Origin of the sequence: Stenotrophomonas sp. TWI1409, assembly GCF_039673015.1 — a bacterium.
Classification (GTDB): Bacteria; Pseudomonadota; Gammaproteobacteria; order Xanthomonadales; family Xanthomonadaceae; genus Stenotrophomonas; species Stenotrophomonas maltophilia_A.
In genome coordinates this window covers 1-26,188 of the sequence record NZ_JBDJKU010000009.1, presented here as the reverse complement: position 1 = coordinate 26,188, position 26,188 = coordinate 1, and the positions used below count along the sequence as shown (strand labels likewise).

Sequence of the window (26,188 nt, the reverse complement as noted above, 5' to 3'; positions counted from 1 at the left end):
CCATCAATGATCGGTGTTTGTTTCATTCTCGGTGTTTTCTGGTTACGTTAGCTTTAACCTAACGAAATGCCGCCCATGGAACGCCGTCACCTGGAGTACTTCGTGACCCTGGCCGAGGAACTGCACTTCGGTCGTGCGGCCCTGCGTCTGGGAATTGCCACTCCCACGCTGAGCGTGCAGATCCAGGACATCGAGCGTCGGCTCGGCACGCGCCTGTTCGACCGCGGCCGGCGCGAGGTGCTGCTGACCTCGGCAGGCGAGGTGTTCCTGGCGGAAGCCCGTGATGTGCTGCGCCGGTTCGAACAGGCCGAAACCCTGGGCCGGCGCGCGGGGCGGGGTGAAATCGGCAAGATCGAGATCGGCTACGTCGGCTCGGCGCTGTATGCCGGAGCATTGCAGGATCAGCTCAGCCGGTTCCGCAGCCGCTACCCGGGCGTGGAACTGCAGGTGAGCGAATGGCCGATGGGCGAGCTCCCGCAGCTGCTGCAGGAAGGACGGGTGGATGTGGTGTTCTGCCGGCCTCCGATGGATGTGCCCGACAGTTTCGGCGAACACACCCTGGTCGAAGACCAGTTCTGCGTGGCCCTGCCGGAAACCCATCCGCTGGCGCAGGCCCGGTCGCCGGTGCAGCCGGCGTCATTGGCCCGGGAGGGTTTCGTCATGCCGGAGCAGCCGGTGGGCGCAATGGAAGTCGGGCGCCGCGGCGGGTTCATTCCACGTATCCGTTCCCAGCCCGGGCATCTGGCGGCGGTGTTGGCCGAGGTGTCGGTCGGCGTTGGTTCGGTGGCGATCGTGCCATCGGTACTGCAACGCACGCTGGTGCTGCCCGGAATGATCTATCTGCCACTGGCGGGCCCCACCATCGTCTCGACCATCGCTGTGCAGTACCGGCGGGCAGAGACTTCGCCAGTGGTGCGGCGGCTGATCGAGCAGGTGAAGGATACACCGTGCAGGCGCATCGACATGTTGCCCCTGGCCTGAGCGCCGCGCGGCAGGTGGACGATTGCTACACTGGTGCCACCTGCATTCGCATTCGATGGACACCATGAACAACGGGAACGGTCCGCAGACAGTTCGCTGAGCCGCAACAACGATGCAGACGTTGTTGCGGTGATCATCCCTGCGATGCACGCGAATTGGATGGATCACCGCCGGATTCACTCTGGGCGGAGACTCCCCATGTTCAATCGACAGGCCCCGCGTTGGGCCCACCCGCTGCCATCGGCCATTGTGCTGATGGCGCCGTTCGACCTCCTGGCCTCGCTGGCCATGGACATCTATCTTCCTGTGGTGCCGGTGATGCCGCAGGCATTGCAGACATCACCGACGCTGGTGCAGCTCACCTTGAGCATCTACCTGCTGGTACTTGGCCTCGGCCAGTTGCTGTTCGGCCCGTTGTCCGACCGCATCGGGCGGCGGCCGGTCCTGTTGCTGGGGGCGTTGCTGTTCGCGCTTTCGTCGTTCGCGCTGGCCATGTCCAGCAGTGGCGCGGCATTCCTGACCTGGCGAACCGTACAGGCGGTGGGGGCGTCGGCGGCACTGGTGGCGACCTTTGCCACGGTGCGTGATGTGTATGCTGATACAGCCGAAGGCGCGTCGCTGTACGGGCTGTTTGCCTCGATGCTGGCCTTCGTGCCGGCGCTGGGACCGATCCTCGGCGCGCTGCTGGCAGGCGCCTTCGGCTGGCGCGCGATCTTCGTTCTGCTCGGCGTACTGGGCATGATCGCCGGCATGCGCGCGGTACGGCATTGGCAGGAAACCCGCCCGCAGTGCCGGGACGCGTCGCGACCCGCGGTACGACGCATCCTCGGCAGCGGCGCGTTCTGGGTCTACACGCTGGGCTTCAGTGCGGGCATGGGCACGTTCTTCGTGTTCTTCTCGGTCGCGCCCCGGCTGCTGGTCGGGCGCATGCAGTACTCGCCGCTGTCGTTCAGCCTGGCCTTCGCCACGGTGGCGCTGGTGATGATCGTCACGGCGCGGATGGCGAACGTGTGCATTGCCCGCTGGAACGTGCGCGGTACCTTCCTGCGTGGCCTGTGGGTGATGGTGGCCGGGGTACTGCTGATGGCGTTGGCCGCAGCGCGGCCTCCCTCGTTCGTCGGAGTGGTGCTGCCCATGTGGGGCATCGCGGTGGGGCTGGTGATGGTGGTTTCGGTGGCTGCAAGCGGCGCGCTGCGTGATTTCGCCGATGCGTCAGGTACGGCGGTGGCCCTGTACTACGCCGTGCAGAGCCTGATCGTGGCAGGCATCGGCACGCTGGTTACCCTCGTGCTGCCCGGCGATACAGTGTGGCCGCTGGTGGCCTATGGGTTGCTGTTGCCACTTGCCAGCCTGGCAGGTGCCGCCGCGCTGCGGCATCGCGCATAACGCTGGGTGGCGGGCAAAAAAGGGGGCGGCCGCAAGGCCGCCCCAACCCGTCAAGAGAGCACGTGTTTAGAAGCGCACAGACCAGCGTGCGGTGGCGCCATGGTCGCGGCTTTCACTGCCGAACTGGCCGCTGTAGCCCAGCTCCAGCTGCTGCCGCGGGGTCAGCCACGCCGACAGGCCCAGCTCGGCCACCACGGCGTTGTCGGCAATTGGTGCGCCCTCGACCGCGAAGGTGCTGCTGCTGTTGGCGAAGGCCAGGTTGGCCACCTGGCTGCGGTCGCCAGAGGCGCGGCGATAGCCCACGCCACCGCGCAGGTGCAGCCAGCTGTCCTGCTGGAACGATGCCTTCAGGCCCTTGTCGAAGCGCAGGCCAGCGGTGGCGATGGTGGTGCCGGTGTCGTCCACCTTGCCGTGCAGTGCGGCCGCGCCGCCACGCTCGTTGATCTGCTTCAGGTCCACTTCCACGCGGGCGACCTGCAGGTACGGCTCCAGCCCGCCTTCCGCATTGCCGAAGCGGTAGCCCGCTTCGATGAAGGCCTGGCGCGTACGTGCGTTGTAGCGCGCGCTGAGGCTGTCGCTGAAGCCGGCGAAGGCAACATCACGCGTGCTCTTCACTTCGTTGCGGCTCCATGCCACGCCACCACGCAGGCCGAAGCCGCCCCAGGTGTGGCTGGCATAGGCGCCGAAGTGCGTGTTGTCGATCTTCGACTTGGCACGACGCTCCTGCTGCTTCACGTCGGTGCGGCCTGTACCGGCCAGCACGCCGATCTGCCAGCCACCGAACTCGCGGTCGATGCCGACCAGCAGGCCGTTGCTGTTGGCGTCGGTGCGCGCGGTGTTGCTGTTGCCATCCAGCTTGCTGTTGCCGCCCAGTGCCTGCACCCAGGCGCCGGTGGCATCACCCGCATCGGCACCGGGTGCGGTGGCACCGGCACGACGTGACAGTGCGGCATCGCGCACATAGCGGCTGCCCTCGACCAGGGCCAGCGCCGTGGCCGGATGCAGCTCGCCGCTGAGGCCATCGAGCACGCCACCCACCTGTTGCGGGAACAGTTGGGTCAGCGGCTTGGGCAGGCCCTGGTTGATCGCCAGTCCATCGGCCACCGCCGCGGCCGCACGCTGGTTCGGCGTGGTGGCGGCGCTGGCGAGCGAGGCACCCCGGGTCACGTCGATGCGGGTGCCATTGGCGCCGTAGGCCAGGCTGAACTGCAGGAACGGCGAGAACGCGCTGAAGTCGGTTTTCGCGAACTGGCCGCTGACACCGCCGTCGGCGCGGATGAAATTGAACTGCTCGCCGAGGTAGTAGGTACCCGGCTCCGGCAGCGCGACCAGGGTGCCGCCGAGAGTGGCGGTGCCGGTTACGTGCAACTGGTCACTGCGGCCGCCCGGGGCAAGTTCGGCGGCATAGACGCCGGTTGCACCCTGCACGTAGTTGCCGTTGATGGTCAGCGTGCCGATCGAATTGCCGGGCGCGATGATGCCGTCCACACGGGTGTTGCCCAGCGTGCCGATGCCCTTCAGCAGGCCGTTGGCACCGACCGTGGTGGTGCCGCCGGTCTGCGTGCCGTTGAAGGACACCACGCCACCGTTGACCGTCAGGTTGCTGTCCTTCAGCAGGCCGCTGCTGCTGACCGTGCTCACGCCTCCAGTGGTGTTCAGGGCGGTGGAGACCAGCGAGCCGTTGAGCAGGAACTGGCCACCCTGGACTTCGACCGCTGACGTGAGTGTGTTGGTGCCGTTCAATTCCAGCGTGCCGTCCTGCAGCACTGCGCCGTTGAAGGTGTTGCCACCACTCAGGCGCAGCCAGCCGATGCCGGACTTGGTCAGCTTGCCGGGGCCGCCGATGTCGTTGGTCCAGTCATCCCAGGCATCGCCTTCCCACACCTTCAGGCCACCGGCCTTCTGGTTCATCACCACGTTGGTATCCACGCGCAGCGAGCCATAGCCTTCGATGGCCTTGCGCAGGTCGACCATGCCCCAGCCGTAGGTTGCGTCGATACCCGGCGCGCCGAGATCGCGGGCGGTGGTCAGCAGCACGTCGCGGACCTGGGCGTTGTCCAGATACGGGAAGCGCTCCATCAGCAGGCCAAGAGCGCCGGTGATGTGCGGCGCGGCCATCGACGTGCCGGTCTTGGTGCCATATACGTACTGGGTGTTCTCGCTGTCGATGATCAGGCGGACATAGGCGGAAGTGTTCTCGACGCGCCCCTGGATATCACCAGACACGATGGTGCTGAGAATGTCGGTGCCGGGGGCCGAGATGCACCAGTTGGCGGCAACGCCACAGATGCTGGAACTGCCATCGATCACGTAGTCGGTTTCGCCCGCAGCGGCGTTGGGCCGGCGGACGTTGGCCACGGCCAGCCAGTACGGTTCCAGTTCGGGCTTCCAGCGTGGCATCGAGGCGGTGATGCCGGCAACCGCACCGCTGCCATTACCGGCCGACCACACCTGGATGAGGGTGGAGCTGGGGGCATCGCCATCGCTGGCGTAGATGCTGCCGTACACGCCGTAGTCGGCACCGATGTTGGCGTACTGCTGGTCCAGCGCGGCGGCGGTCATGTTGCGCGTGGAGATGCCCCAGCTGTGGTTGATGGCGCGCACGCCCTGCGCCTGGATCTGTGCATACATGTCCAGCGTGGCGGCATCGTCCGGATCGGTTCGGTAGACAGCACGCGGACGATAGTAGTTGTCCGGATCCAGGCGCCACTCGTAGTAGGTGTCGCCGAACACGCGGGCGGCGGTGAGGTCCGCACCAAAGGCCACGCCATGCATGCCGGTGCCATTGCGGTTGGCGCCGATGGTGCCAAGCACATGTGTTCCGTGATCGGCATAGCTGAAGCCATAGGGCTGGCCGGCGGCGATCAGGCGTGCCGCCAGTGCGGCCGGAACGCCGGCGCCGAGTCCGTAGTAGTTGTAGCCGGGCTGTTCGCCGCGGGTCTGCCCGCAGGCACCGGTACCTGCGACGACACCCGGCGTCGCGCAGTCGGCACCGATGGTGATGCTGGTGGTATTGCGTCCTGCAAACTCCGGATGCGCCAGCGCGGAGCCCGAGTCGAACAGCGCAAGGCGTACGCCCTTGCCGGTCAGACCGCGTGCATAGGCGTAGTCTGCGCCCATCGCACCCAGGCCCCAATCGGCGTTGAATTCATCGCTGCGCCAGCTGGCCGGATTGCCTGGGTTGCCGAGAACGGCGGTGCTGCTGGCGGCAGCTGCAGTGGCCGTGGCTGCAGGCGCCGTGCTGGAAGCGGGCTGCGCCCACGCAGCCTGCAACTGGCGCTGCTGCTGCCAGGCATCGAGTGATTCGCTGGCCATGGTCGGGAGTGCGGTGACCAGCAACAGCGAGCTGGCGACGGCAAGCGCCAGCGGGCGGTGCGACAGGGAGCGGGACGAACGGCCGTACAGCGGGTGATTCATCGGACAACTTCCTTGATTGACGGACAACAAGGCCGTTAACCCCGCAGCGCGCTGATCACCCCCAGTGGTGTGAAAGAAATTTAATGAATAGGTTAATGTTCCGTGACACGGGCGTTCACTCCATCTCCCGGAGGCCTCGCTACCGTGGCCCGGCCTGGGCTCACCAGGCTTATCAAGGAGTGATGTCGATGCGTACTTTCAGGAAAATGATCGTGGGTGCGGTGTTCGCCTTGACCTGCAGCGGTTCGGTTGCTGTGGCTGGGCCGATTCCGCCATGCGATCTTCCCTGTTGGAAGGCTTACCAGGCCTGTCTGTCCGGTGGCGGTGATGCGATGGAATGCCAGTACGAATACGATCGTTGCATCATGGATCGCTGCGGCGCTGTGTAAGCAGTGGCAATGCAGGATTGATGACGAGCCCCGTCCCTGACGGGGCTCTTCTGTTTCAGCGCCGCCCGCTTGCAGGCCATGCACGCAGCGGCGAGGATGGGGAATCGCATCGGAGCCGCCGCACATGGCCGTCAAACGTGTCGTCGCCAACATCGCCACGCCTGACCCTGCGCGTGCCGCAGCGTTCTATGGCGAGCTGCTGGGCATGCCGGTGGTGATGGACCACGGCTGGATCGTCACCCATGGCGGCGAGGGCAGCGCGCTGGCGCAGGTCAGCTTTGCCACTGAAGGGGGATCCGGCACCGCGGTGCCGGACCTGTCGATCGAAGTGGACAATCTGCAACAGGTACTGGATCGCATGCGCGCGGCCGGCATCCCGCTGGAATATGGCCCCGCCGATGAGCCCTGGGGTGTGCGCCGCTTCTTCGTCCGTGACCCGTTCGGGCGGCTGTTGAACATCCTCGCCCACACCTGAGCGGCAGAACGTCCGTCAGCGCCGTTTGGCACTGGTCGGTGGCACGCCGACCATGCGCAGGCAATCATCCACCACGGCGGCGATGAAGGCATCGGCATCCTGTGCGGGTGTGGCGATCAGGTCGTCGGTGGCGCCGTGCACGCCGGCATAGATCAACGAGGCGGTGACTTTGGGCGCTGGAAGCTGCCACAGAGCTGCGGCATTGCCTGCTTCGAGGATGCCCAGCAGTTGCTGCTGGATCGCATTGCGTTCGGCGTTGCCACGCTGGTGGTGATGATGGTTGGCGTACACCACATCGTGCAGCGCGTGGGTGCGCACGTAGAGCTCGATATTGGCGCGGATCCAGGCACGCAGGCGCGCCACGCCATCGCGGGTCGGGTACTGCTGCACGGCGCGGTCGACGTCTTCCATGAAACGCTGGGTGTAGCGCTGCGCCAGCGCCTGCAGAATCTCGGTGCGCGAGGCGAAATAGGTATAGAAGGTGCCCTTGGCAACGTCGGCTGCGGCGACGATGTCGCTGATGGTGGTGGCATCCACTCCCTTTGACAGGAACAGCGCCTGCGCGGCGTCCATCAGTTCTTCCTGGCGGGTTTCCGCAGGTTTGGTGCGTGGCCTGGCGACAGCTGTGGTCTGCATGTGGGAGGGATCCGGGTGCGACGGGAGCCATTCTAGCTGGCCTGTGGCACCGACTGACCGTCAGTCATTGACCGACGGTCAGTCAGTGGCTAGGATGCGCACACATCCTTCCCCCGGGAGCCGTACATGCGACGTTTCCAGCGGCCGGCCCTGGTGCTGGCGGCCTACCTCGGCACATTCCTCGCCTCGCTGGACATCAGCATCGTCAACGTCGCCCTGCCGACCCTGCAGCAGGCGTTGAATACCGACATGGCCGGCCTGCAGTGGGTGATCAATGCGTATGCGATCGCGTTGTCGGCGCTGATGCTGTCGGCGGGGCCGCTCGGGGACCGTTACGGTCATCGGCGGATGTGGCTGCTCAGCGTCGCCACCTTCACTCTTGGCTCGTTGCTCTGTGCCTGTGCCGGCAATCTTGCGACGCTGGTGGCTGGACGCGCGGTGCAGGGCATCGCGGGCGCGCTGCTGATTCCCAGCGCGATGCCGATTCTCAGTCATGCATTCCCTGATCCGCGCCAGCGCGCGCGGGCGATCGGTGGCTGGTCGGCGTTCAGTGCGTTGGCCCTGGTGCTTGGACCGTTGCTGGGCGGCGTGCTGGTACAGCGCGTCGGATGGCCCAGCATCTTCCTGATCAACTTGCCGTTGGGCCTGCTCGCACTGGCGCTGGGCGCCTGGGGAATTCCGGAGCGGCGGCATCCGCAGCACGCTGCGCTGGACCCTGCCGGGCAGCTGCTCAGCGTCGTCGCGCTGGGTGCGCTGAGCTATGGCCTGATCGCGATCGGCGCGCATGGCCTGCTGGCCCCGGTGACGCTGCTGGCGCTGGGCGTGGCAGCTGCCGGGTTGATCCTGTTCGGCATCGTCGAACGCCGGGTGGCACGCCCATTGCTGCCGCTGGACCTGTTTGCCGACCGCCGCTTCGGCATGTTCAACCTGGCCTCGTTCGTGCTGGGCTTCACTGCCTATGCCAGCCTGTTCTTCCTGTCGCTGTTCTTCCAGCAGGCGCAGGGGCACAACGCTGCGCTGGCAGGCTCCCAGTTGGCCCCGCAGTTCCTGTTGATGGGGGCCGTCTCGCTGTTGTTCGGGCGTCTGGTCGCCCACCTCGGGCTGCACGCCGCGCTGGTGCTGGGCTATGCCCTGGCCGGGGCGGCGCTGTGCGCGATGGCCACGTTCGAACCGGCTACTTCGCACGCCTATTCCAGTGCTGTGCTGGTGCTGCTTGGCATTGGAATGGGGCTGGCAGTGCCGGCGACCGGCATGGCGGTCATGGCCAGCGCGCCGGTCGAGCGCGCGGGTATTGCCTCAGCCACGATGAACGCGTTACGTCAGGCAGGCATGAGCCTGGGCATCGCGCTGCTGGGCAGCCTGATGGGCCAGCGCGCCGTGCAGCAGTTCGCCGCGTCCGCGCAGGCGGCCGGGCAGCGGGGGCTGGTGGCACAGGCGCGCGAACTGATCCTGCAACCGGGCTCGATGCACGCCACGCCGCAGATGCTGACGTGGTATCGCAGTGCGATGGCCAGTGGTTTCGGATGGGCGATGGCTGTGGCCGGTGCGCTGGCCCTGCTTGCGGCGCTCGGGCTGTATCGGCAGCGCGCACCGGCCTGACGCGCTGCATTCAGCCCTGCTGGCGTTGCGGACCCGCTGCCGTGCGTTCGATCTCCTGAGGCTGTTGTTGCTGCTGGCGCGCATTGGCGTGGCGAGCGTGTCCACCTTCACGACCGATCTCGGCCATGTGTTGGCGGTTGCGGCTGATCGCCTCGCCGCCTTTGCGGCCTGCGACACGTGCCTCGGCCGGACTGAATTCATGCGCGTTCCCGGAGGCATGTGCGGCGCGCCCGCCCTTGGCAGCGATCGCGCGCTGCTTTTCCTGGTCCATTGATGCGAAACCCCGGTTGGAGCTGCGCGGGTTCTGCTCAGTCATGTGAAATCTCCTGCGGTGTGGGCGTCGCCTTCGTAGACGACGGCATCCATGCTTGGCCATCGCACGCTAAGTCCAGGTCGCCATCTTGGCCACGATTTTCACGCGCCCTGCGCACGGGGCTGATCACGCAGCCATTCAGTCAGGTGCTGCCTTCGCTGCCGCCAGTGCCATGCCACTGACCACCGACGCGATCGTCTCTACGTCTGCCAAGGGAGCTCCCTGGTTCAGTCGCGCCTGCAGAGCCCCATGGGAGACCGCGAAGACGATCGCTTGGCCGAGCAGGGCGTGGGTACGCAGCACCGTCTCGACACTGGATGGTTCGCTGCCGCGCAGGCACGCTACGCACGCGGCCAGCGTGGTGTGCAGGGGTTCGAACAGCGTACGGTGGGCGCTGGCGAACGCGGCCGTCGGTTGGATCTGTTCGCGCGCCAACAGCAGCGTGCGTGGACCCGCATCCGGCGCCGACAGCAAGGCTTGGACGAATGCCCGCATCAACTGCTGCAGCTGCTGCGCGGCCTGCCGCGCGCCGTTGGGTGGCGTTGCCGGCAGCGGCAATCGCTCGGCAATGGCTTGAGCGCAGCGCTGCAGTACGGCGGCATACAGTTCCTGCTTGCCACCGAAGTGATAGGGAATGGCTGACTGGCTGCAGCCGGCCATGTCCACCAGCTGGCGGGTACGCACACCCTCCACGCCGAACGCGCTGAACAGCTGCAGCCCCGCGTGCAGCAGTCGGGCTCGGGTCTGCCCGCTGCGCGTCTCGGCCGCGCGCCGCCGTGCCGGTGTCTGCAGATGGGCGATGAACTCAGGCATCGGCCTGCATCAGCCGTGTCGAGTTTTCATTGAGCGCGGTACCCGCGTCAGCGCCGACGATGACCGTACCGCCGATGTTGGCCATGTGCCGGCCGAATGCACAGTTCGGTTCGAAGGCGAAGCACATGCCGGCCTGAAGGGGCAGTTCGCGCCCGACAGTCGGCAGCGGCGCGATGTGCGCATAGCGCGCGGCCTCCGGCAGCGCTTCGATGCCCGGTGCACGGCCGAAGCCAATCGGTCCATAGGGGTTGAGGCTGTGGACCAACGGATGCACGTGCCAGCCGCCCGCCTCCAGCAGGGGCGCTTCCATCGCGTCGACGACATCGCCGAAGGTATTGCCCACGCGCAGTGCGGACAGGCCTGCTTCGTAGCTGCTGCGGGCGACGGCAGCGGCGCGATGGATGTCGTCGTGCACCTCGCCAATGGCAACCGCGGCCTGATGCTGGGTTTCCATCAGCCCGTACAGTGCGAAGATCTCCGACAGCACCAGGTCACCATCGCGCAGAATGCGCGGCGGCTGCGCACGATACTGCCAGGCGGGTGGTCCCCAGCCCACATACTCGGGACCCGAGCCGAGCAACACCTCGGCGGTATAGCCCCCCAGCGAGAAACAGGCGGCGGTCACTGCGGCAACCAGTTCGGCTTCCGAAACACCGGGGCGAGCAGTGGCACGCAGCGCCTCGCTCATGGATTCACCGATCCAGGCGGCATGCGCAATCAGCGCCAGTTCCTCCTGGCTCTTTACCGAGGCGCGCTGGAAGAACGCACGATATACCGGTACGAATTCCGCGTTCGGCACCGCCGCCTGCATGCCCTGCAGGGTGCGCGCGGGCATCGCGCCGTCGAAGTAGAACGGTGGATAGGGCTCCAGCCCCAGCACGCCGATACGTGCCGTGTGCAGGCCACATTGCTGCAGCCAGCGGCCAACCTCCAGACCGGATTTTCCAACCCACAGCTGTTCGGGTGCGATCCACTGCAGGTCGCCGCGCAGGCAGGCCTGCAGGTGGTCGGCAATCATCAGCGAGGCAAAGGTGAACACCCGTGGCGGCTGGTCGCCGACGAACACCACGATCGAGCCTGGCCGGTCATTGGTGAAGTAGCAGTCCGGCGAGAACCCGGCCGGTGCGGCGGCTTCCCGGTCGCCATGCACAACCAGGGCATCGAGGCGTTCACTGGCCATGAGGTCGCGGGCCAGGGCCCAGCGGCGGTCGCGTTCCATCAGGCTGAGCGGTGCGGGCGGCGTGCGCATGAGGAGTATTCCAGGGGAAGGAGCGCGCAGGCTCGATCACGCAGTTGAATGAATCAACCGCTTGAATCGGCATTGCACGTGCGCTGCTGCGGGGGCAGCTGAAGTCGGCGATTGCGCAGCGTTGTCGATGATCATGATGGGGCCACCGTCGCTGTTGATAGGATGCGCAACAACGCCACTCGCTTGGCCACGACAGGGAAGTAGAACATGAACAGGATTGGATTGATCGCAGTGCTGGCCTGTACCGCTCCGGTCCATGCAGCCAGCCCCCTGTTGTCCGGCAGCTTTGTCCACGTCGGCTATTCGGCTACCGACGAACAACTACCGGCTGCGCAGTTGCCGCTGTTCCTGGATGAGCTGCAGGACCTGGGCAACGACACGATCATCCTCGGTCAGGTGCGTGCCACTCGTGCCGGCGTCGGCTGCGCCAGCGGCGTGCAGGATTTCGAATGGATTGCCGGCTTTCCCGGCAAGCTCGGCACCGTGCTCGATGCGGCGGCCGCGCGCGGCATGAAGGTCGTGGTCGGCACCACTTACAGCTCGGGGCAGTGCGCCACCTTCTGGCAGGGGCAGAACGCAACGGCCGTGGCACAGGATGCGGCGCAGTCGCTGGCCCAGCTGGGCCAACAGTACGGATCGCATCCGGCGTTCGCTGGCTGGTACATCACCGACGAGCCAGCACAGGTGCCGGCTGATCGCGCGCCGTTTTACCGTGCGATCGTGACGGCGCTCAAAGGCAGTACACCCTCGCGGCCGGTGATGGTGGCCCCCTACCTGGCGTCATCCAGCGTGGATCCGGCCAGCGTGGGCCGGGCTGCTGCACAGTTCCGTACGGCCACCGGCGTGGATGTGCAGATCTGGCAGGACGGCATCGGCGCCGCCTCGCATGCACGCCTGTTCCAGTGGGATCGCCCGGGTCATTCCACCGAGGCGTATTACGAGGCGCTGTCGGTGGCGCTGGGGGCCAGCGGCCTGTGGGCCGACATCGAACTGTTCAACCATGGCAGTCCCTTGTTCCTGGAAACCGGCAACGGATTGTCCGGTGCCTATCGCTCCGCGTCGGTGCAGCGTATCAACCAGCAGTTGTGGAGCGCGCGTTCGGCCGGCAAGCGCGTTGCCTGGCTCAACCAGTACCACATGTCCGAGGTGGTCGGCCCCGGCCAGGGCTATGCCGAATCGTCGCGGATGATGAACACCTATCGCGGGCTGTATGGGCTCGGCGCGTCCTACAGTGTCGATCCGGTGCAGACCACGTACAGCTACAGCGTGGCACCGGATGCAAACTATCCGGACAGCAGTGGCCACGAGCTGTTCGATCGTCGGGTGGGGGATCCGCGCAACCCGATGGATGCAGGCTGGGTAGGCGTGCATGGCAACGCCAGCATCACCATCGACCTGGGCCAGCGCCGGAGGGTGGACTGGATCGGCCTGCATACGATGACCCGCCCGGCGTGGGGCATCGTCACGCCGACAGCTGTGGACGTGATGTGTGCCGAGCCGGGCGCCGCTGCGGTGAAGATCGGTGTGCTGTCGGCGCCATTCCCCCAGGCCGGACTGAGCGGTTCGACCGAAGAGGAATACGTGCTGGGCAACGCCGCGCCGCTGGCCGCGCAGTGCCGCACGCTGGAGCTGCGGTTGGCCAATGGCAGCTGGACGTTCCTCAGTGAAATCGAGATGGCGGCCGAGCAGTAAGCGCCTCAGCGTTGGGGCGTGCCACGCAGTCGCTGCGCGAACGTCCGCTGTTCAAGCGCCTGCAGTGCCTCGCGCAGCACCTGCTCCAATGACTGTCCAAGATCGGCATCGAGGCTGCGCGCCGCGCGTGCCGTGGCCTGCCACTGCGCCTGCAGCGCCGGCAACGCCTGCAACGCGCGCGGGCTCAGCTGCAGGATGCGCTCGCGGCTGTCTTCACCGACCGCAGCGTGCAGCCAGCCGTCGCGCACCATTGCTGAAACCGTCTGGCTGAGCGCCGAATGGCTGAGCCCGCAGGCCAGTGCGAGATCCTTGATGCGGCAGGGTCCCTGCGCCATCAGCGTGCGCAGCACCGGGGTGTAGCGCGGCCGGTAGTCCAGCTTCAGGTCGCGGTAGGCCTGCTCGACCGCCGGGTCGAGCTGGTCGAGCAGGGCCCGCAGCAGTGTTCCCAGGGTGGCATGTTGGAGATCCATGGTGGCGATGATATATAAGCACTTACATATCATCAACATGGGGTGTGGTCATGGCGGTTTCGTGGATGCTGGGCGCGCTGCTGGCGGCGTCCTGCCCGGCCCAGGACGCGGTGCTGCAGGCGGCGGCCACGGCGATACAGGCGCAGTACCTGGACGTGGCCGAAGGCGCGCGCATTGCCGAGGCCGTGCGCGGCTGGTCCACCCAGCAGCGCTATGTGGACAGCTGCGCGGACCCTAAGGCGTTCAGCGCACGCTTGAGCCAGGATCTGGACGTGTTCGATGGCCACTTCCATGTCGAGCGGGTGGATGCCCGCGCCGGCCAGGACGACTGGCTGATGGCCTGGCGCGCGGATGCGCGCAGCAATGGTGCGGGCGTGCGCGAGGTGCGGGTGCTGGAAGGCAACATCGGTTACCTGCGCCTGAGCACCTTCTATCCGCTCGATCTGGCCCAGCCGAAGCTGGCTGCTGCCTTCACCCTGCTGGCCGACACCGACGGCCTGGTGCTGGACCTGCGCCAGAACGGTGGTGGCGATGACGGCAGTGCGGACCTGCTGGTGCGGACCCTGCTGGCGGCGGAGATCACCCAGGTGCAGTCACTGCAACGCCGTGGCCAGCGCAGTCCGGTACCGTTGCCACCGGCGAGCCTGGGGGTGTACCTGAAGCCGCTGGTGGTGCTGATCGACCGCCGCACCGGGTCGGCTGCCGAATTCGTCGCGTACTCGCTGCAGGCGCAGGGGCGGGCACGTGTCGTTGGTAGTCGAAGTGGCGGTGCGGCACATATGTTCGATGATCCTGTGCTGCTGCCGGATGGCTATCAGATCAGCATTCCCGACCGGCAGCCGATCAACCTCCGTACCGGAACCAACTGGGAACGCACCGGCGTCACGCCTGACGCAGCAGGCGGTGACGATCCGCTGTTCGTCGCCCGCCAGCTGCTCGCCCGATCGGCATCGCCAGAATGAACGCACAATTGCAACCGCGCCCTATCGCAGACGACATGCAGCGTGCCTAGAATCGATGCATCCCGGTAGTTCCCGGGCGCTTCGAGTGAATGGACTCAATGAAGATTCTGTTGACCGGCAGTTCCGGGCGGATCGGGCGTGCGATCTTCGGCGCGCTGGCGGCGGCCCACGAAGTGGTGGGGCTGGATCGCAGCCCATTCGCCACCACCCGCATCATTGCCGATGTCACTGATCATCAGGCCGTGATGCGGGCAGTGCAGGGCGTCGATGCGGTGATCCATACCGCCGCCCTGCATGCACCCCATGTCGGCCTGGTGCCGGATGCGGTATTCCAGCAGATCAATGTGGAGGCGACCGCACACCTGTTGCAGGCTGCCCGCGAGGCCGGTGCACGCCGCTTCGTGCTGACCAGCACCACGGCGTTGTATGGCCATGCGGTGGTGGCGGGCGGTTGCCGCTGGATCGATGAAGATACCGAGCCGCTGCCACGCACCATCTACCATCGCAGCAAGCTGCAGGCCGAGGCGTTGGCTGAAGCCGCTGCGGCGCCGGGCTTCAGCGTGCGCGTGCTGCGCATGGCCCGCTGTTTCCCCGAGCCACCGGAGCGGATGGCGATGTTCCGCCTGCACCGCGGTATCGACGCGCGCGACGTGGCCAGCGCACATGCCGCGCTGCTGCACGATGAGGGCGCTGCCTTCGCACGCTACATTGCCTGCGCACCGACGCCGTTCCTGCGTGAGGATTGCCTGGAACTGGCGACCCAGCCGCGCAGGGTGCTGGCCCGCCGCGCCCCGCAGTTGCTGGCCGAGTTCGAGCGCCGTGGCTGGCCGCTGCCGCTGAGCATTGACCGCGTCTACGACAGTGCACTGATGCGCAGCACACTGGGCTGGCAGCCGCGCTTCGGCCCGGACGACGTGCTGCAGCAGTACGCGGTTGGCAGCATCGAGGTGCTGCCGCGGGCGGAATGGATCAAGGACCGCGTGGCCGAATAGGGCGGCAGCGGGGCGGGTTCCTGACCCGACCCTGAGCAGGTTCAGGAATGTGCAGATGGACCGCCTCAACCTCGTTCGCAGGCGGCCGCTAACCCGGTGCGCTTCCAGCGCCGGGCGTGTCCCGGCGGCCGGTGGCCTGCGCGACGGATCGCGCACCTGCGCGGTGCCCTCGCGGTGCCGGTCGTCCTGAACTGCCTTGCGGATCCTTCCATGCCTTCTCCCCGCTCCGCCGCTGCCCGCCGCCCGGGCAGCATCGCCCACAAGCTGATGCTGGGCACCGCTGCGATCGCGCTGCTGTGCTTCGGCCTGACTGCGTTCCTGATCTACCGCCAGGCCAGCGCCAGCCTGATCGACGCCTCGCGCCAGACCATGGCCAGCGAAGCCACCGCCGAAGCCCGCCAGGTCGCGGCCGATCTGGGCACCGCCTTTGCCAGCAACGACGCCATGGTCGAGGCCGTGCTCGCCCAGCGCGCGCGCGGCGATGTTCCGGACCGTGCCAGCCTGGCTGCCGTGCTGGGCGAGCAGCTGCGCACCCACCCCGAGTGGCTGGGCAAGAGCACCATGTGGGAGGCCGACGCCTTCGATGGCAAGGATGCCGAGTTCGTCAACACTGAAGCGCACGATGCCACCGGTCGTTACATGAGCTACTGGGCCTGGCACGATGGCAAGCCGCAGCAGTCGACGATGACCGACTACACCGAGACGGCCAGTGGCTCCGGTGACTGGTACATGGTGCCCAGCCGCGACAAGCTGGCGAAGGTAAGCGAGCCCTACGCCTACGACATCGGTGGCCAGCAGGTGCTGATGAGCACGCTGAGCACGCCGATCATCGAAAACGGCCGGTTCCTCGGTGTATTCACTGTGGACTTCTCGCTGGCGGCGCTGCAGAAGCACCTGGCCACGCTGAAGCCGATGGGCGCCGGGCGCGTCGAACTGCTCTCGCCGAATGGCGTGGTGCTGGCCTCGGCCAATGCCGCCGAAATCGGCAAGCCACGTGGCGACGCATTGACCCGCAGCATGCTGGCAGACATCGCCGCCGACCGCCGGTTCGAAGCCTTCACTCCGGATGCCGCCGGCAACGTGCGCGTATACGTGCCGCTGCGTGTGGGCGATGCGCCGCAGCGCTTTGCACTGGGTGTGGTGATGCCGCACACGGTGATCGTGGCCGAGGCGCGCCAGCTGCTGTGGCTGACCCTGCTGGTTGGCGTGGTGGCCGCGCTGACGCTGAGTGCCGGTGTCTATGTGCTGCTGCGCCGGTTGGCGATCCGCCCACTGGCCGAAGCCGTGCGCGTGGCCGGCGACGTCGCCGCGGGCAAGCTGGACAGCACCCTGCCGGCACGCAGCAACGACGAAGTGGGCCGCCTGCTGGACGCGATGCAGGGCATGCGGGGGCAGCTGCAGTCGGTGATGGCGGCGCAGGCGGAAATGGCGCGTCGCCATGACGCCGGTGAAATCAGCTACCGCATGGACGCCTCGGCGTTCCCGGGTGAGTACGGCCGGATGGTGGCTGACAGCAACCAGCTGGTGGCCTCCAGCAACGCCGTCACCCAGCGCCTGGTCGACGTGATGCAGCGCTATGCGGTGGGTGACCTGAGCGTGGACATGGAAGCGCTGCCGGGCGAGAAGGCGGTGTTCACCGCTGCAATGGCCACCACCAAGAGCAACCTGGCGGCGATCAACGATCAGATCCAGCAGCTGGCCGCTGCCGCAGCAGCCGGTGATTTCGCGGTGCGCGGCGACACGCTGCGCTTCGACCACGACTTCCGCCGCATGGTGGAAACCCTCAACACCATGATGCAGGTCAGCGACCACAACCTGGCCGAGCTGTCGACGCTGCTGCGCGCGATTGCCGCAGGCGACCTCAGCGCGCGCATGCAGGGCGACTTCCACGGCGTGTTCGCGGTGATGCGCGACGATGCCAACAGCACCGTGCAGCAGCTGACCCAGATCGTTGGCCAGATCCAGCAGTCGGCGGCCAGCATCCGCCTGGCGGCGGGTGAGATTGCCGCCGGCAACAGTGACCTGTCGCGCCGCACCGAGCAGCAGGCGGCGAACCTGGAAGAGACCGCGGCCTCGATGGAAGAGCTGACCTCCACGGTGCGCCAGAATGCCGACCACGCGCTGCAGGCCAACACCCTGGCCGGCTCCGCAGCGGGCGTGGCCAGCGAAGGCGGGCAGGTGGTCAGCCAGGTAGTGCAGACCATGGAACAGATCGAGGCCTCCTCGCAGCGCATTGCCGAGATCATTTCGGTGATCGATGGCATCGCGTTCCAGACCAACATCCTGGCATTGAACGCGGCGGTGGAAGCGGCGCGTGCCGGCGAACAGGGCCGCGGATTCGCCGTGGTCGCCAGCGAAGTGCGCGCGCTGGCCCAGCGCTCGGCAGGTGCGGCCAAGGAGATCAAGGAGCTGATCGACGCTTCGGTGGCGCAGGTCGGCGCCGGTGCACAGCTGGTGCACGGCGCGGGCCGCACCATGCAGGAAATCGTCGGCCAGGTCGGCCGAGTGAACGAGATCATGGCCGAGATCTCGGCAGCCTCGCGCGAGCAGTCGGCGGGCATCGAGCAGGTCAACCAGACCGTGGTGCAGATGGACGAGACCACCCAGCAGAACGCCGCACTGGTGGAAGAGGCCAGTGCCGCCGCGCGTGCGATGGAAGAACAGGCCGAGCAGCTGGCGGTGGCGGTCTCGCGCTTCCGCCTGCAGGCCGAGCCGGTGGCTACGGTCCGCCGCGCAGCCTGATCCTGTTGCGCGCACATGAAGACGCCCGGCCAAGGCCGGGCGTCTTCATGTCTGCTTGATGCTATGCCAGGCCGGAGTGCGGCGGCAGCATCGCGTCAGAACATGCCTTCGAAGGGATTCCAGCTGGCTTTGCCCTTCACCTGCTCCAGGTAGTAGCTGTAGTTGGTGCTGGCGGCAACCAGGAAGTTCATGGCGATGAACAGCGGGCGCGCGATGATGTCCGGCAGGAACAGGGACACGATGCCCAGCACGAGGCCGATGCCGATCACCACCAGCGCCTTGCGCCACATGCCCAGAATGAACAGGTAGATGAAGCCGAAGAAGAAGGCGAAGAAGTTGATGTTGATCTTGAGGCGGTCGCCGAAGGACAGCGCCTTCCAGGCTTCCTTGAAGCGCGGCTCCTTCGGAGCGCCGTGCTGCTGGAAGAAATTGAAGCGGAACTGCCACTTCGGGCTGAAGCGGGAGAGGTCGACGGCGTTCATTGACGATTACGTCCTTGTAGGAAAACGGTTACATGATACGAGGCCGACGGTTCAGGAAACTACCCTCAACCGTCAAAAATGTGACGCGCCCGGCATGTGCAGGCCTGCGGCGGGGCGCCGCACCGTCACCCATCCGCCTTGTTTTTAGGATAGGGTGCGCAGTTCCGCTGCCGCCCCAGCTGAACCCGGGCGGCGGCGGGATGTCCATGGAGGTTGCATGACCACACCTGCTATACCGGAAAACGCACCGGGACCGGTGCTCCTGCCGACACCTGAAGTGGTGCAGGCACAACAACTGCTCGCACGCCAGCAACTGGCGGTAGCGATGGACCGTGCACGCACGGCCGCTACGCAGAACGCGGCCGCGGCCGCGCTGGAAAGCGAGTAATCCGCAACACCGCCGATCGCGCTGGCGTGCTGCCAGCGCGATCGCGGCGCGCGCAGCCGGTCAGAACCGCGCGGTCATGCTCATGAAGTAGCTGCGCCCGGCCACGAAGTAGTCGGTGGAGCCTTCCGCATACAGCTTCTTGTCGGCCAGGTTGCTGACGCCGCCGCGCAGGGTCAGTACCTCGTTGACGTTCCAGGCTGCGGTCAGGTCATACAGGGTGTAGGCCTTGAGGAAGGTCGTGGCGGTACCGGTCTGCTTGCCGGTGTACTGCGCCGACAGGCTGCTGGAAAACACCGTATTGGGCGTCCAGTCCAGCGACGAATAGCCGGAAAACTCCGGCGTATCGATCAGGTTCCTGCCGGTGGTCAGGTTCTTGGCTTCCTTCATCCAGGTGGCCGAGGTGCGCCAGCGCCACTGCTCGCCGAAGCGGAAGTTCACGTTGCCTTCCATGCCGCTGGTACGCGCGCGCTGCACGTTGCTCATGCGCGTCCACCAGATGCCGTTGAACTTGCCCAGGGGCGCGTACTCGATCTTGTTCTTGAAGTCGGTATGGAAGTAGGTCAGGCCGGCATCGAACAGGTCATTGTCGAAGCTGATGCCGATCTCTCGGTTGGTGCTGGTTTCAGGGTCCAGGTCCGGGTTGCCGGCCATGTAGCAGCCACCGCGGGTATAGCCCAGCGGGATCAGCGAGGTGCAGCCGCGGCCGCCGGACTGGGTGGCCGCGCTGGGCGAGTTCTCGGTCAGGCTGGGCGCGCGGAAGCCCTTGGAAACACCACCACGTATCGTCCACTGTTCGGCCGGGTGCCAGACCAGGTAGGCGCGGGGGCTGACGTGGCTGCCGAACTTCTCATGATGATCCAGGCGTGCGCCCACGGTCAGCGCCAGCGTGCGGTGCAGCTTCAGTTCGTCCTCGACAAACAATGCCCAGGTATCCACTTCCAGGTTGGAGCCGCTGACGGCATTGCCGGCATAGTCGATCGGCGCGCGGCCGATGGTATCGGTATTGGTCAGTTCCTGGCGCTTCCACTGGCCACCGACGGCGAACTGGTGTTCAACGCCCAGGGTGAACGGCGTGGTCAGGCTGCCTTCGATGATGGTATCGGTGGCCTCGGAGCGGCCGGTGGCACCGATGTCGTTCTTGTACTCGGTCCAGTACGCGCTGAGCTTCGAGTTGCCGAAGCTCCACTTGCCATCGTGGTTGAGTGCCAGCGAGCTGCGCTTGAGTTCGCTGGCACCCCAGGCGCCTTCGTCCTGCTTTTCCAGCGAGGCGTCGATGAAGGCCTGCTGCACGCCGTGGCCGGCTTCCAGCGACAGTTCCTGCGCATCGCTGAGCTTCCACTGCAGCAGCGCGTCGACATTGCGGTCCTTCTCGCCGGCGTAGGCATTGCCATAGACACCACCGTTGGAGCGGTCGGAGTCGCGGCGCATGCTGTTGGCACCGATGCGCAGGCCGAAGCGCTCGCCGAGCGGGCCGGAGAACGTCGCACCGATCTGCTGGGTATCACCGCGCTTGCCATCACCCGGGCGGGTATAGCTGTGGGTGGCGCTGCCGTTCCAGTCATCACCGATGCGCTTGGTGATGATGTTGATCACGCCGCCCATGGCGTCGGAGCCGTACAGCGACGACATTGGTCCGCGCACCACCTCGATCCGTTCGATCTGGTCGGGCGAGATCCAGTTCAGATCCTGGCGGCCGAGGTCGGGACGGTAGTTGGTCGAGGCCGAGCTGCCCATGCGCTTGCCGTCCACCAGCACCAGCGTGTAATTGGACGGCATGCCACGCAGCTTGATCTTGGACTGCTCGCCGACCGCGCTGAGGCCACCGGTCACGCCCGGCACGCGGCTGAGCAGGGTGGCCAGGTCGTGCACCGGCTGGCGCTCGATGTCCTCACGGCTGATCACGCTGATGCTGGCCGGTGCATCCTTGATCCATTGCTGGTTGCCCGAGGCGGTGACCACCACGGTATCCAGATCCTTGGTGGAGGCATCGGCGCTGGCCTCTGCGGCGGCCAGGCCGGGCAGGGCCAGCAGGCAGGCGGTGGCCAGAGCGCAGGCCAGGCGGGTGCGCGGCAGGCGCGCGGAAGGGGTACGGAACGACAGGGACATGACGGCTTCCATCGGAGGAGGGGGACCCGGTGGAAGCAGCAGGCGCACGCAGACAGCAGGCAGCCCCCTTCCATGGGTCGTTGGGCGCTGGGTTGGAACCGGCGCAGCTGGGTGGGTCTCGGCCGTGCGGAAGACGGTGACCTGCCTGGTTAATGAAATGATAACCGTTCGCGTTTGTTACGATCCAGTACCTGGGGCGACCAAGTGACATCCGTTCCCCTGCCCCGGCACTCGCCTGCTGTTTGCTGAATGGGGATAAATCCCGGCGTAGACCTTCGCACTCGGCTTACATCCGGCGCCCTAGACTGAGCCGCATTTTCGATTCCGCCCCGTTGGAGATCGTGTGGGTTCCGGTAGTGACAGACAGCGACTGCGTGGCGTGACGCCGACGCAGCCAGGACAAGTGCGGGCGCCGGGAAAGCGCGCCGGGAACCTTGGTGCATGCAGCCCGGCCGGGATGGCCGGCCGTGCCGACTGCGCGGAGTAGGCGGCAATGGAGGTGCAGACCATCCATGCGGAAGCAGATACGTCCCGGCTTGATGCCGGCTGGACGCTGCTGCCGGCCGAATCGCCGTTGCAGATGCCCGAGCAGACCCTGCGCGAAGGCCAACTGAAGGTTCGCCGCCACCGCACCTCGCCGCGGCTGATCGGCCTGCGCCGGTTCTATATCTTCGGCGGCACGCTGGCGATGACCGCCATCGCTACCCGGATGATGTGGCGGGTGCTGTCGGCCAATGGCATCAGCGTGCTCGAGGCCTGCCTGCTGGTGCTGTTTGTCGGCCTGTTCGCCTGGATCGCGCTGTCTTTCGCCAGCGCCGTGGCCGGCTTCCTGACTGCCGTGTTCGACCGGGGGTATCGCCTCGGCATCGACCCGGACAAGCCACTGCCGACAGTGCACAGCCGCACCGCGCTGCTGATGCCGACCTACAACGAAGATCCGCGCCGGCTGCTGGCCGGCCTGCAGGCGATCTACGAGTCGGTGGCCGCCACCGGCCAGCTCGACCGGTTCGACTTTTTCGTGCTCAGTGATACCCGGCGCGAAGACATCGCACGGGCCGAGGAGCAGGTGTTCGCCGAACTGCGCGAGCGCGTGCCCGATGGCCAGGCGCGGCTGTTCTACCGCCGCCGTGGCGACAACAGCGGGCGCAAGGCCGGCAACATCGCCGACTGGGTCCGCCGCTTCGGCGGTGCCTACCCGCAGATGCTGATCCTGGACGCCGACAGCCTGATGACCGGCGACAGCATCGTGCGCCTGGTCGCGGGCATGGAGCACAACGCCGACGTCGGCCTGATCCAGACCCTGCCGTCGGTGATCGGCGGACGCACCCTGTTCGCGCGCATGCAGCAGTTCGGCGGCCGTGTGTACGGTCCGGTGATCGCCCGTGGCGTGGCCTGGTGGCACGGTGCCGAGAGCAATTACTGGGGCCACAACGCCATCATCCGCACCCGCGCCTTCGCCGATCAGGCCGGGCTGCCGGCGCTGCCGGGGCGCAAGCCGTTCGGTGGCCACGTGCTCAGCCATGACTTCGTCGAAGCGGCGCTGATGCGTCGTGGCGGCTGGGCCGCGCACATGGTGCCGTACCTGGGCGGCAGCTATGAAGAAGGTCCGCCGACCCTGACCGACCTGCTGGTGCGCGACCGCCGCTGGTGCCAGGGCAACCTGCAGCACGGCAAGGTGGTCGGCAGCCGTGGCCTGCACTGGATCAGCCGCATGCACATGCTGATCGGCATCGGTCATTACTTCACTGCGCCGATGTGGGCGATGCTGATGCTGATCGGCATCGCCATCCCGTTGTTCCAGGAAGGCATCGATTTCAACGCGCTGCTGCACCTGTCGCCCAGCGTGTACTGGCGGGCCCAGGACGAGGAACAGGTGGTGCGCCTGTTCGCGGCGACCATGGCGGTGCTGCTGCTGCCCAAGGTGCTGGGTTACCTGGCGATGCTGCTGGACCCGGTCGACCGCCGCGGGTGTGGCGGTGCCCTGCGCGCGTTCGTCTCGATGCTGGTGGAAACCGTATTGGCCGCGCTGATGGCGCCAGTGGTGATGTACGTGCAGTCGCGCGGCGTGGCCGAAGTGCTGTCCGGCCGCGATTCGGGCTGGGACGCGCAGCAGCGTGACGATGGTGGCATTTCGTGGCTGGCGCTGATCCGTGGCTACGGTGGGCTGGGGGTGTTCGGCGCCTTCATGGGCATGCTGGCCTGGGCGGTGTCGCCATCGCTGGCCGCGTGGATGGCGCCGGTGGTGATCGGCATGGTGCTGGCGGTACCGGTGGTGGCACTGACGTCTTCGCGTGGCCCCGGTGCCTTCCTGCACCGTCTTGGCCTGCTTGATATCCCCGAGGAGAACATCCCGCCGCCGGTGCTGGTACGCGCCGCGCAGCTGCGCCGGGAAGCGGCCGAACAACCGCCGCTGTACTGATCGTCCCGCGGCAGCGGCATAATGCGGCTCGAACTTGAAGGAGCCGCATCATGCTGCAAACGGTGGAACAGGAGACCGGCGCCTCGCCGCAGTGGTCGGTGATCTGGCTGCACGGCCTCGGTGCCGATGGCCACGACTTCGCGCCGATCGTGCCGGAGCTGGTGCGTCCGCATTGGCCGGCGCTGCGCTTCGTGTTCCCGCATGCACCGGTGCGGCCGATCACGATCAACAACGGCGTGCCGATGCGCGGCTGGTACGACATCGTCGGCATGGATTTCCGATCGCGCGCCGACATGGTGGGCGTGCAGGAATCGGTGGTGCAGCTGGATGCGCTGATCGCGCGCGAGATCGAGCGTGGCATCGCGCCGGAGAAGATCTTCCTGGCCGGTTTCTCGCAGGGGGGCGCGATCATCCTGACCGCCGCGCTGTCACGCACTGCGCCGCTGGCCGGCCTGATCGCGCTGTCCACCTACCTGCCCGAAGCCGACGGCGCAAAGCGCGCTGAAGGCGCCGTGCAGGTGCCGGTGTTCATGGCCCATGGCAGCAGCGATCCGGTGATTCCGCAGGCGGTGGCCGCACACAGTGTGCAGGCACTGCAGGCGCTGGGCCTGGAGGTGGAATGGCACAGTTACCCGATGGCCCACCAGGTCTGCGCCGAAGAGATCCAGGCGCTGGGTGACTGGTTGCAGGAACGCCTGGGCGCTGCCTGACCCATGCCGCCGGCCAGCGCCCCGCCCTGGATGCCGGAACTGTGCCGCCTGCCGCGGCTGGCGGCGATGCTCGGCCTGGCCGAACTGGTGGTGGTGGTGCTGGCCCTGGCCCCGGATGGCAGCCGCCACTGGACTATGGGCGAACTGCTGTCGGCCAGTGGTTTCGCGTTGTGGCTGGCGCTGGCCGTAACGGCCAGCCTGTGCCTGCTGCGGAACGCGTTGTCGAGGTTGCCACAGGTTCTGGGGGCGGTCTCGGCCATCGCACTGGCGACGCTGATCGCGGTGGTCTGCGCGGGCATCGTGCATGCCCTGTACGCGGTGCTTGGCGACAGCTTCGCTCGCGGCATCAGCTTCTGGCGCTTCACGCTGGGCAGCGCGGCGACGACGGCGCTGATCACTGCCTTGGCCCTGCGCTACTTCTATGTGAGTGATCGCTGGGCCGCGCAGGTACAGGCCAACGCACGCGCACAGGCCGATGCCCTGCAGGCGCGGATCCGCCCGCATTTCCTGTTCAACAGCATGAACCTGATCGCCAGCCTGCTGCATCGCGACCCGGTCGTGGCCGAGCGTGCGGTACTGGACCTGTCCGATCTGTTCCGTGCCGCGCTGGGGGCGGGCGAGGGTGATTCCACCCTGCGTGACGAATGCGAGCTGGCCGAGCGCTACCTGTCGATCGAATCACTGCGCCTGGGCGAGCGCCTGCAGGTGCGCTGGCAGCGCGACGAACCGCTGCCCTGGGATCTTCCCCTGCCTCGCCTGGTACTGCAGCCGCTGGTGGAGAACGCCGTGCTGCATGGCATCTCGCGGCTGCCCGAGGGTGGCGCCATCGAGTTGCAGCTGATGCGCGAGGGTAATGAACTGCAGATCTGCGTGCGCAATCCGGCGCCCGACCCGCAGGCCCCCGGGCTGGCCCTGGCGCGCGGTGCCGGCCATGCCCAGCACAGCATCGGCCATCGGCTGGCCTGGCGCTTCGGCAGCGCCGCGCGGATGACGGCTGGCTGGAGCGAGGGCTACTATGCCTGCCAGGTGACAGTGCCGATCCAGTGAGGGAGCGATCGTGAGGGTAGTCATCGCCGATGACGAACCGCTGGCGCGTGAGCGCCTGCGCAGCCTGTTGGCCGCGCAGGACGGCGTGGATGTGGTGGCCGAAGCCGGCAACGGCGAGCAGGCCCTGCACGCGTGCGCGGAGCTGCAGCCGGACCTGGTCCTGCTGGATATCGCCATGCCCGGGCTGGATGGCCTGGAAGCCGCCCGCCACCTGGCCAGCTTCGAGCCACGGCCGGCGGTGGTGTTCTGCACCGCTTACGATGCGCATGCGCTGTCGGCGTTCGAGGCGGCCGCGATTGATTACCTGATGAAGCCGGTACGTGCCGAGCGTCTGGCCGCGGCCATCGCGCGCGCGCGCACGTTCCTGGCTGGCCGCGATGGCCAGCCACAGGACCACCGCGGGCAACAGGCGCGCAGCATGCTGTGCGCGCGCCTGCGCGGCAGCCTGCGCTTGATTCCGCTGGACGACATCCATTACCTGCAGGCCGAAGAGAAGTACGTGGTGGTGCACCACGCGCGCGGCGAGGACCTGATCGAAGAGTCGCTGAAGTCGCTGGAAGAAGAGTTCGCCAGCCGCTTCATCCGCATCCATCGCAACTGCCTGGTGGCACGCCATGAGCTGGTGGAGCTGCGTCGTGGCACGGGTGGGCAGGTGCAGGCGATGTTGCGCCATGGCAAGCAACCGCTGGAAGTCAGCCGCCGCTGCGTGGCGACGCTGAAGCAGGAACTGCGGCATCTGTGAGTGTTCCGCGCGGCCTGCGGCCGCGACTGCTTACAGATCAACATCAAGATCAACAGCAACAGCAACAGCAACAGCAACAGCAACAGCGGGTCATGGCTCGGTATTTCTACGTGCTGGGTCGGGCCCGGGGGGGGGGGGGGGGGGCCCGCCCCGGACAAACCAGCGCGCCCGCGGGGGG

At 66.9% G+C, this 26,188-nt stretch carries 22 protein-coding genes; 14 read left to right on the top strand and 8 right to left on the bottom strand.

The window, feature by feature from the left end:
- Positions 1 to 75: 75 nt before the first annotated feature.
- Positions 76 to 981 carry a LysR substrate-binding domain-containing protein gene (locus ABE423_RS04985; protein ID WP_180837313.1) on the top strand — a complete coding sequence of 302 codons (906 nt, stop codon included), beginning with the start codon at positions 76 to 78 and terminating at the stop codon, positions 979 to 981.
- 198 nt (positions 982 to 1,179) lie between these two features.
- The gene (cml, locus tag ABE423_RS04980) at positions 1,180 to 2,367 is read left to right on the top strand and encodes a CmlA/FloR family chloramphenicol efflux MFS transporter (RefSeq protein ID WP_180837311.1); all 1,188 of its coding nucleotides are present in this window, start codon (positions 1,180 to 1,182) and stop codon (positions 2,365 to 2,367) included.
- Between the two features lie 66 nt (positions 2,368 to 2,433).
- Here cml and ABE423_RS04975 read toward each other — a convergent pair whose 3' ends face one another.
- On the bottom strand, positions 2,434 to 5,784 hold the full coding sequence (locus ABE423_RS04975) for an autotransporter domain-containing protein (RefSeq protein WP_346485212.1): 3,351 nt from the start codon (positions 5,782 to 5,784) through the stop codon (positions 2,434 to 2,436).
- Between the two features lie 188 nt (positions 5,785 to 5,972).
- On the opposite strand from ABE423_RS04975, the gene ABE423_RS04970 reads away from it, so the two are divergent.
- The gene (locus tag ABE423_RS04970) at positions 5,973 to 6,173 is read left to right on the top strand and encodes a hypothetical protein (protein ID WP_346485274.1); all 201 of its coding nucleotides are present in this window, start codon (positions 5,973 to 5,975) and stop codon (positions 6,171 to 6,173) included.
- A gap of 124 nt (positions 6,174 to 6,297) precedes the next feature.
- Positions 6,298 to 6,648: a VOC family protein gene (locus tag ABE423_RS04965; RefSeq protein ID WP_346485210.1), complete on the top strand. Its 351-nt coding sequence runs from the start codon at positions 6,298 to 6,300 to the stop codon at positions 6,646 to 6,648.
- 15 nt (positions 6,649 to 6,663) lie between these two features.
- Here the strand turns inward: ABE423_RS04965 and ABE423_RS04960 are convergent, their stop codons facing one another.
- Entirely contained in the window at positions 6,664 to 7,284 is a 621-nt protein-coding gene (locus ABE423_RS04960) for a TetR/AcrR family transcriptional regulator (protein WP_346485208.1), read from the bottom strand.
- Positions 7,285 to 7,410: 126 nt separating this feature from the next.
- On the opposite strand from ABE423_RS04960, the gene ABE423_RS04955 reads away from it, so the two are divergent.
- On the top strand, positions 7,411 to 8,883 hold the full coding sequence (locus tag ABE423_RS04955) for an MFS transporter (protein WP_346485206.1): 1,473 nt from the start codon (positions 7,411 to 7,413) through the stop codon (positions 8,881 to 8,883).
- Positions 8,884 to 8,893: 10 nt separating this feature from the next.
- Here the strand turns inward: ABE423_RS04955 and ABE423_RS04950 are convergent, their stop codons facing one another.
- The 3 genes from ABE423_RS04950 to ABE423_RS04940 all read right to left on the bottom strand — a co-directional run bounded on the left by ABE423_RS04950 (position 8,894) and on the right by ABE423_RS04940 (position 11,258).
- Positions 8,894 to 9,199 carry a KGG domain-containing protein gene (locus tag ABE423_RS04950; protein ID WP_032128582.1) on the bottom strand — a complete coding sequence of 102 codons (306 nt, stop codon included), beginning with the start codon at positions 9,197 to 9,199 and terminating at the stop codon, positions 8,894 to 8,896.
- A 135-nt stretch (positions 9,200 to 9,334) separates the two neighbouring features.
- Complete coding sequence (locus tag ABE423_RS04945; protein ID WP_346485205.1) at positions 9,335 to 10,009, bottom strand: CerR family C-terminal domain-containing protein; 675 nt, start codon at positions 10,007 to 10,009, stop codon at positions 9,335 to 9,337.
- Positions 10,002 to 11,258, bottom strand: coding sequence for a M24 family metallopeptidase (locus tag ABE423_RS04940; protein ID WP_049423757.1), 1,257 nt, complete (start codon positions 11,256 to 11,258; stop codon positions 10,002 to 10,004). Before ABE423_RS04940 ends, ABE423_RS04945 begins: the two co-directional genes overlap by 8 nt.
- 207 nt (positions 11,259 to 11,465) lie before the next feature.
- Between ABE423_RS04940 and ABE423_RS04935 the strand changes: the two genes are divergently transcribed.
- Positions 11,466 to 12,950: a DUF4434 domain-containing protein gene (locus ABE423_RS04935; protein ID WP_346485202.1), complete on the top strand. Its 1,485-nt coding sequence runs from the start codon at positions 11,466 to 11,468 to the stop codon at positions 12,948 to 12,950.
- Between the two features lie 5 nt (positions 12,951 to 12,955).
- On the opposite strand, the gene ABE423_RS04930 is transcribed toward ABE423_RS04935, so the two are convergent.
- Positions 12,956 to 13,420: a MarR family transcriptional regulator gene (locus ABE423_RS04930; RefSeq protein ID WP_346485200.1), complete on the bottom strand. Its 465-nt coding sequence runs from the start codon at positions 13,418 to 13,420 to the stop codon at positions 12,956 to 12,958.
- Between the two features lie 50 nt (positions 13,421 to 13,470).
- Between ABE423_RS04930 and ABE423_RS04925 the strand changes: the two genes are divergently transcribed.
- From ABE423_RS04925 to ABE423_RS04915, 3 genes are all read left to right on the top strand, one after another.
- On the top strand, positions 13,471 to 14,382 hold the full coding sequence (locus tag ABE423_RS04925) for a S41 family peptidase (protein WP_346485198.1): 912 nt from the start codon (positions 13,471 to 13,473) through the stop codon (positions 14,380 to 14,382).
- Positions 14,383 to 14,480: 98 nt separating this feature from the next.
- The gene (locus tag ABE423_RS04920) at positions 14,481 to 15,374 is read left to right on the top strand and encodes an NAD(P)-dependent oxidoreductase (protein ID WP_346485196.1); all 894 of its coding nucleotides are present in this window, start codon (positions 14,481 to 14,483) and stop codon (positions 15,372 to 15,374) included.
- 210 nt (positions 15,375 to 15,584) lie between these two features.
- On the top strand, positions 15,585 to 18,116 hold the full coding sequence (locus ABE423_RS04915; RefSeq protein WP_346485194.1) for a methyl-accepting chemotaxis protein: 2,532 nt from the start codon (positions 15,585 to 15,587) through the stop codon (positions 18,114 to 18,116).
- Between the two features lie 95 nt (positions 18,117 to 18,211).
- On the opposite strand, the gene ABE423_RS04910 is transcribed toward ABE423_RS04915, so the two are convergent.
- Positions 18,212 to 18,598, bottom strand: a complete 387-nt coding sequence (locus ABE423_RS04910; RefSeq protein WP_071227807.1) for a DUF2628 domain-containing protein — start codon at positions 18,596 to 18,598, stop codon at positions 18,212 to 18,214.
- Between the two features lie 217 nt (positions 18,599 to 18,815).
- On the opposite strand from ABE423_RS04910, the gene ABE423_RS04905 reads away from it, so the two are divergent.
- Entirely contained in the window at positions 18,816 to 18,986 is a 171-nt protein-coding gene (locus ABE423_RS04905; RefSeq protein ID WP_165929944.1) for a hypothetical protein, read from the top strand.
- A gap of 60 nt (positions 18,987 to 19,046) precedes the next feature.
- On the opposite strand, the gene ABE423_RS04900 is transcribed toward ABE423_RS04905, so the two are convergent.
- Entirely contained in the window at positions 19,047 to 21,092 is a 2,046-nt protein-coding gene (locus tag ABE423_RS04900; protein ID WP_346485192.1) for a TonB-dependent receptor, read from the bottom strand.
- 493 nt (positions 21,093 to 21,585) lie between these two features.
- On the opposite strand from ABE423_RS04900, the gene mdoH reads away from it, so the two are divergent.
- The 4 genes from mdoH to ABE423_RS04880 are packed head-to-tail and all read left to right on the top strand — an operon-like array spanning position 21,586 to position 26,010.
- Entirely contained in the window at positions 21,586 to 23,511 is a 1,926-nt protein-coding gene (gene mdoH / locus ABE423_RS04895) for a glucans biosynthesis glucosyltransferase MdoH (protein ID WP_032128590.1), read from the top strand.
- Positions 23,512 to 23,561: 50 nt separating this feature from the next.
- Positions 23,562 to 24,221 (top strand): alpha/beta hydrolase, encoded by a 660-nt coding sequence (locus ABE423_RS04890; RefSeq protein WP_346485190.1) that lies wholly within the window; start codon positions 23,562 to 23,564, stop codon positions 24,219 to 24,221.
- 3 nt (positions 24,222 to 24,224) lie between these two features.
- On the top strand, positions 24,225 to 25,268 hold the full coding sequence (locus ABE423_RS04885; protein ID WP_346485188.1) for a sensor histidine kinase: 1,044 nt from the start codon (positions 24,225 to 24,227) through the stop codon (positions 25,266 to 25,268).
- A gap of 10 nt (positions 25,269 to 25,278) precedes the next feature.
- Positions 25,279 to 26,010, top strand: a complete 732-nt coding sequence (locus ABE423_RS04880; protein ID WP_010481294.1) for a LytTR family DNA-binding domain-containing protein — start codon at positions 25,279 to 25,281, stop codon at positions 26,008 to 26,010.
- Positions 26,011 to 26,188: the final 178 nt, after the last annotated feature.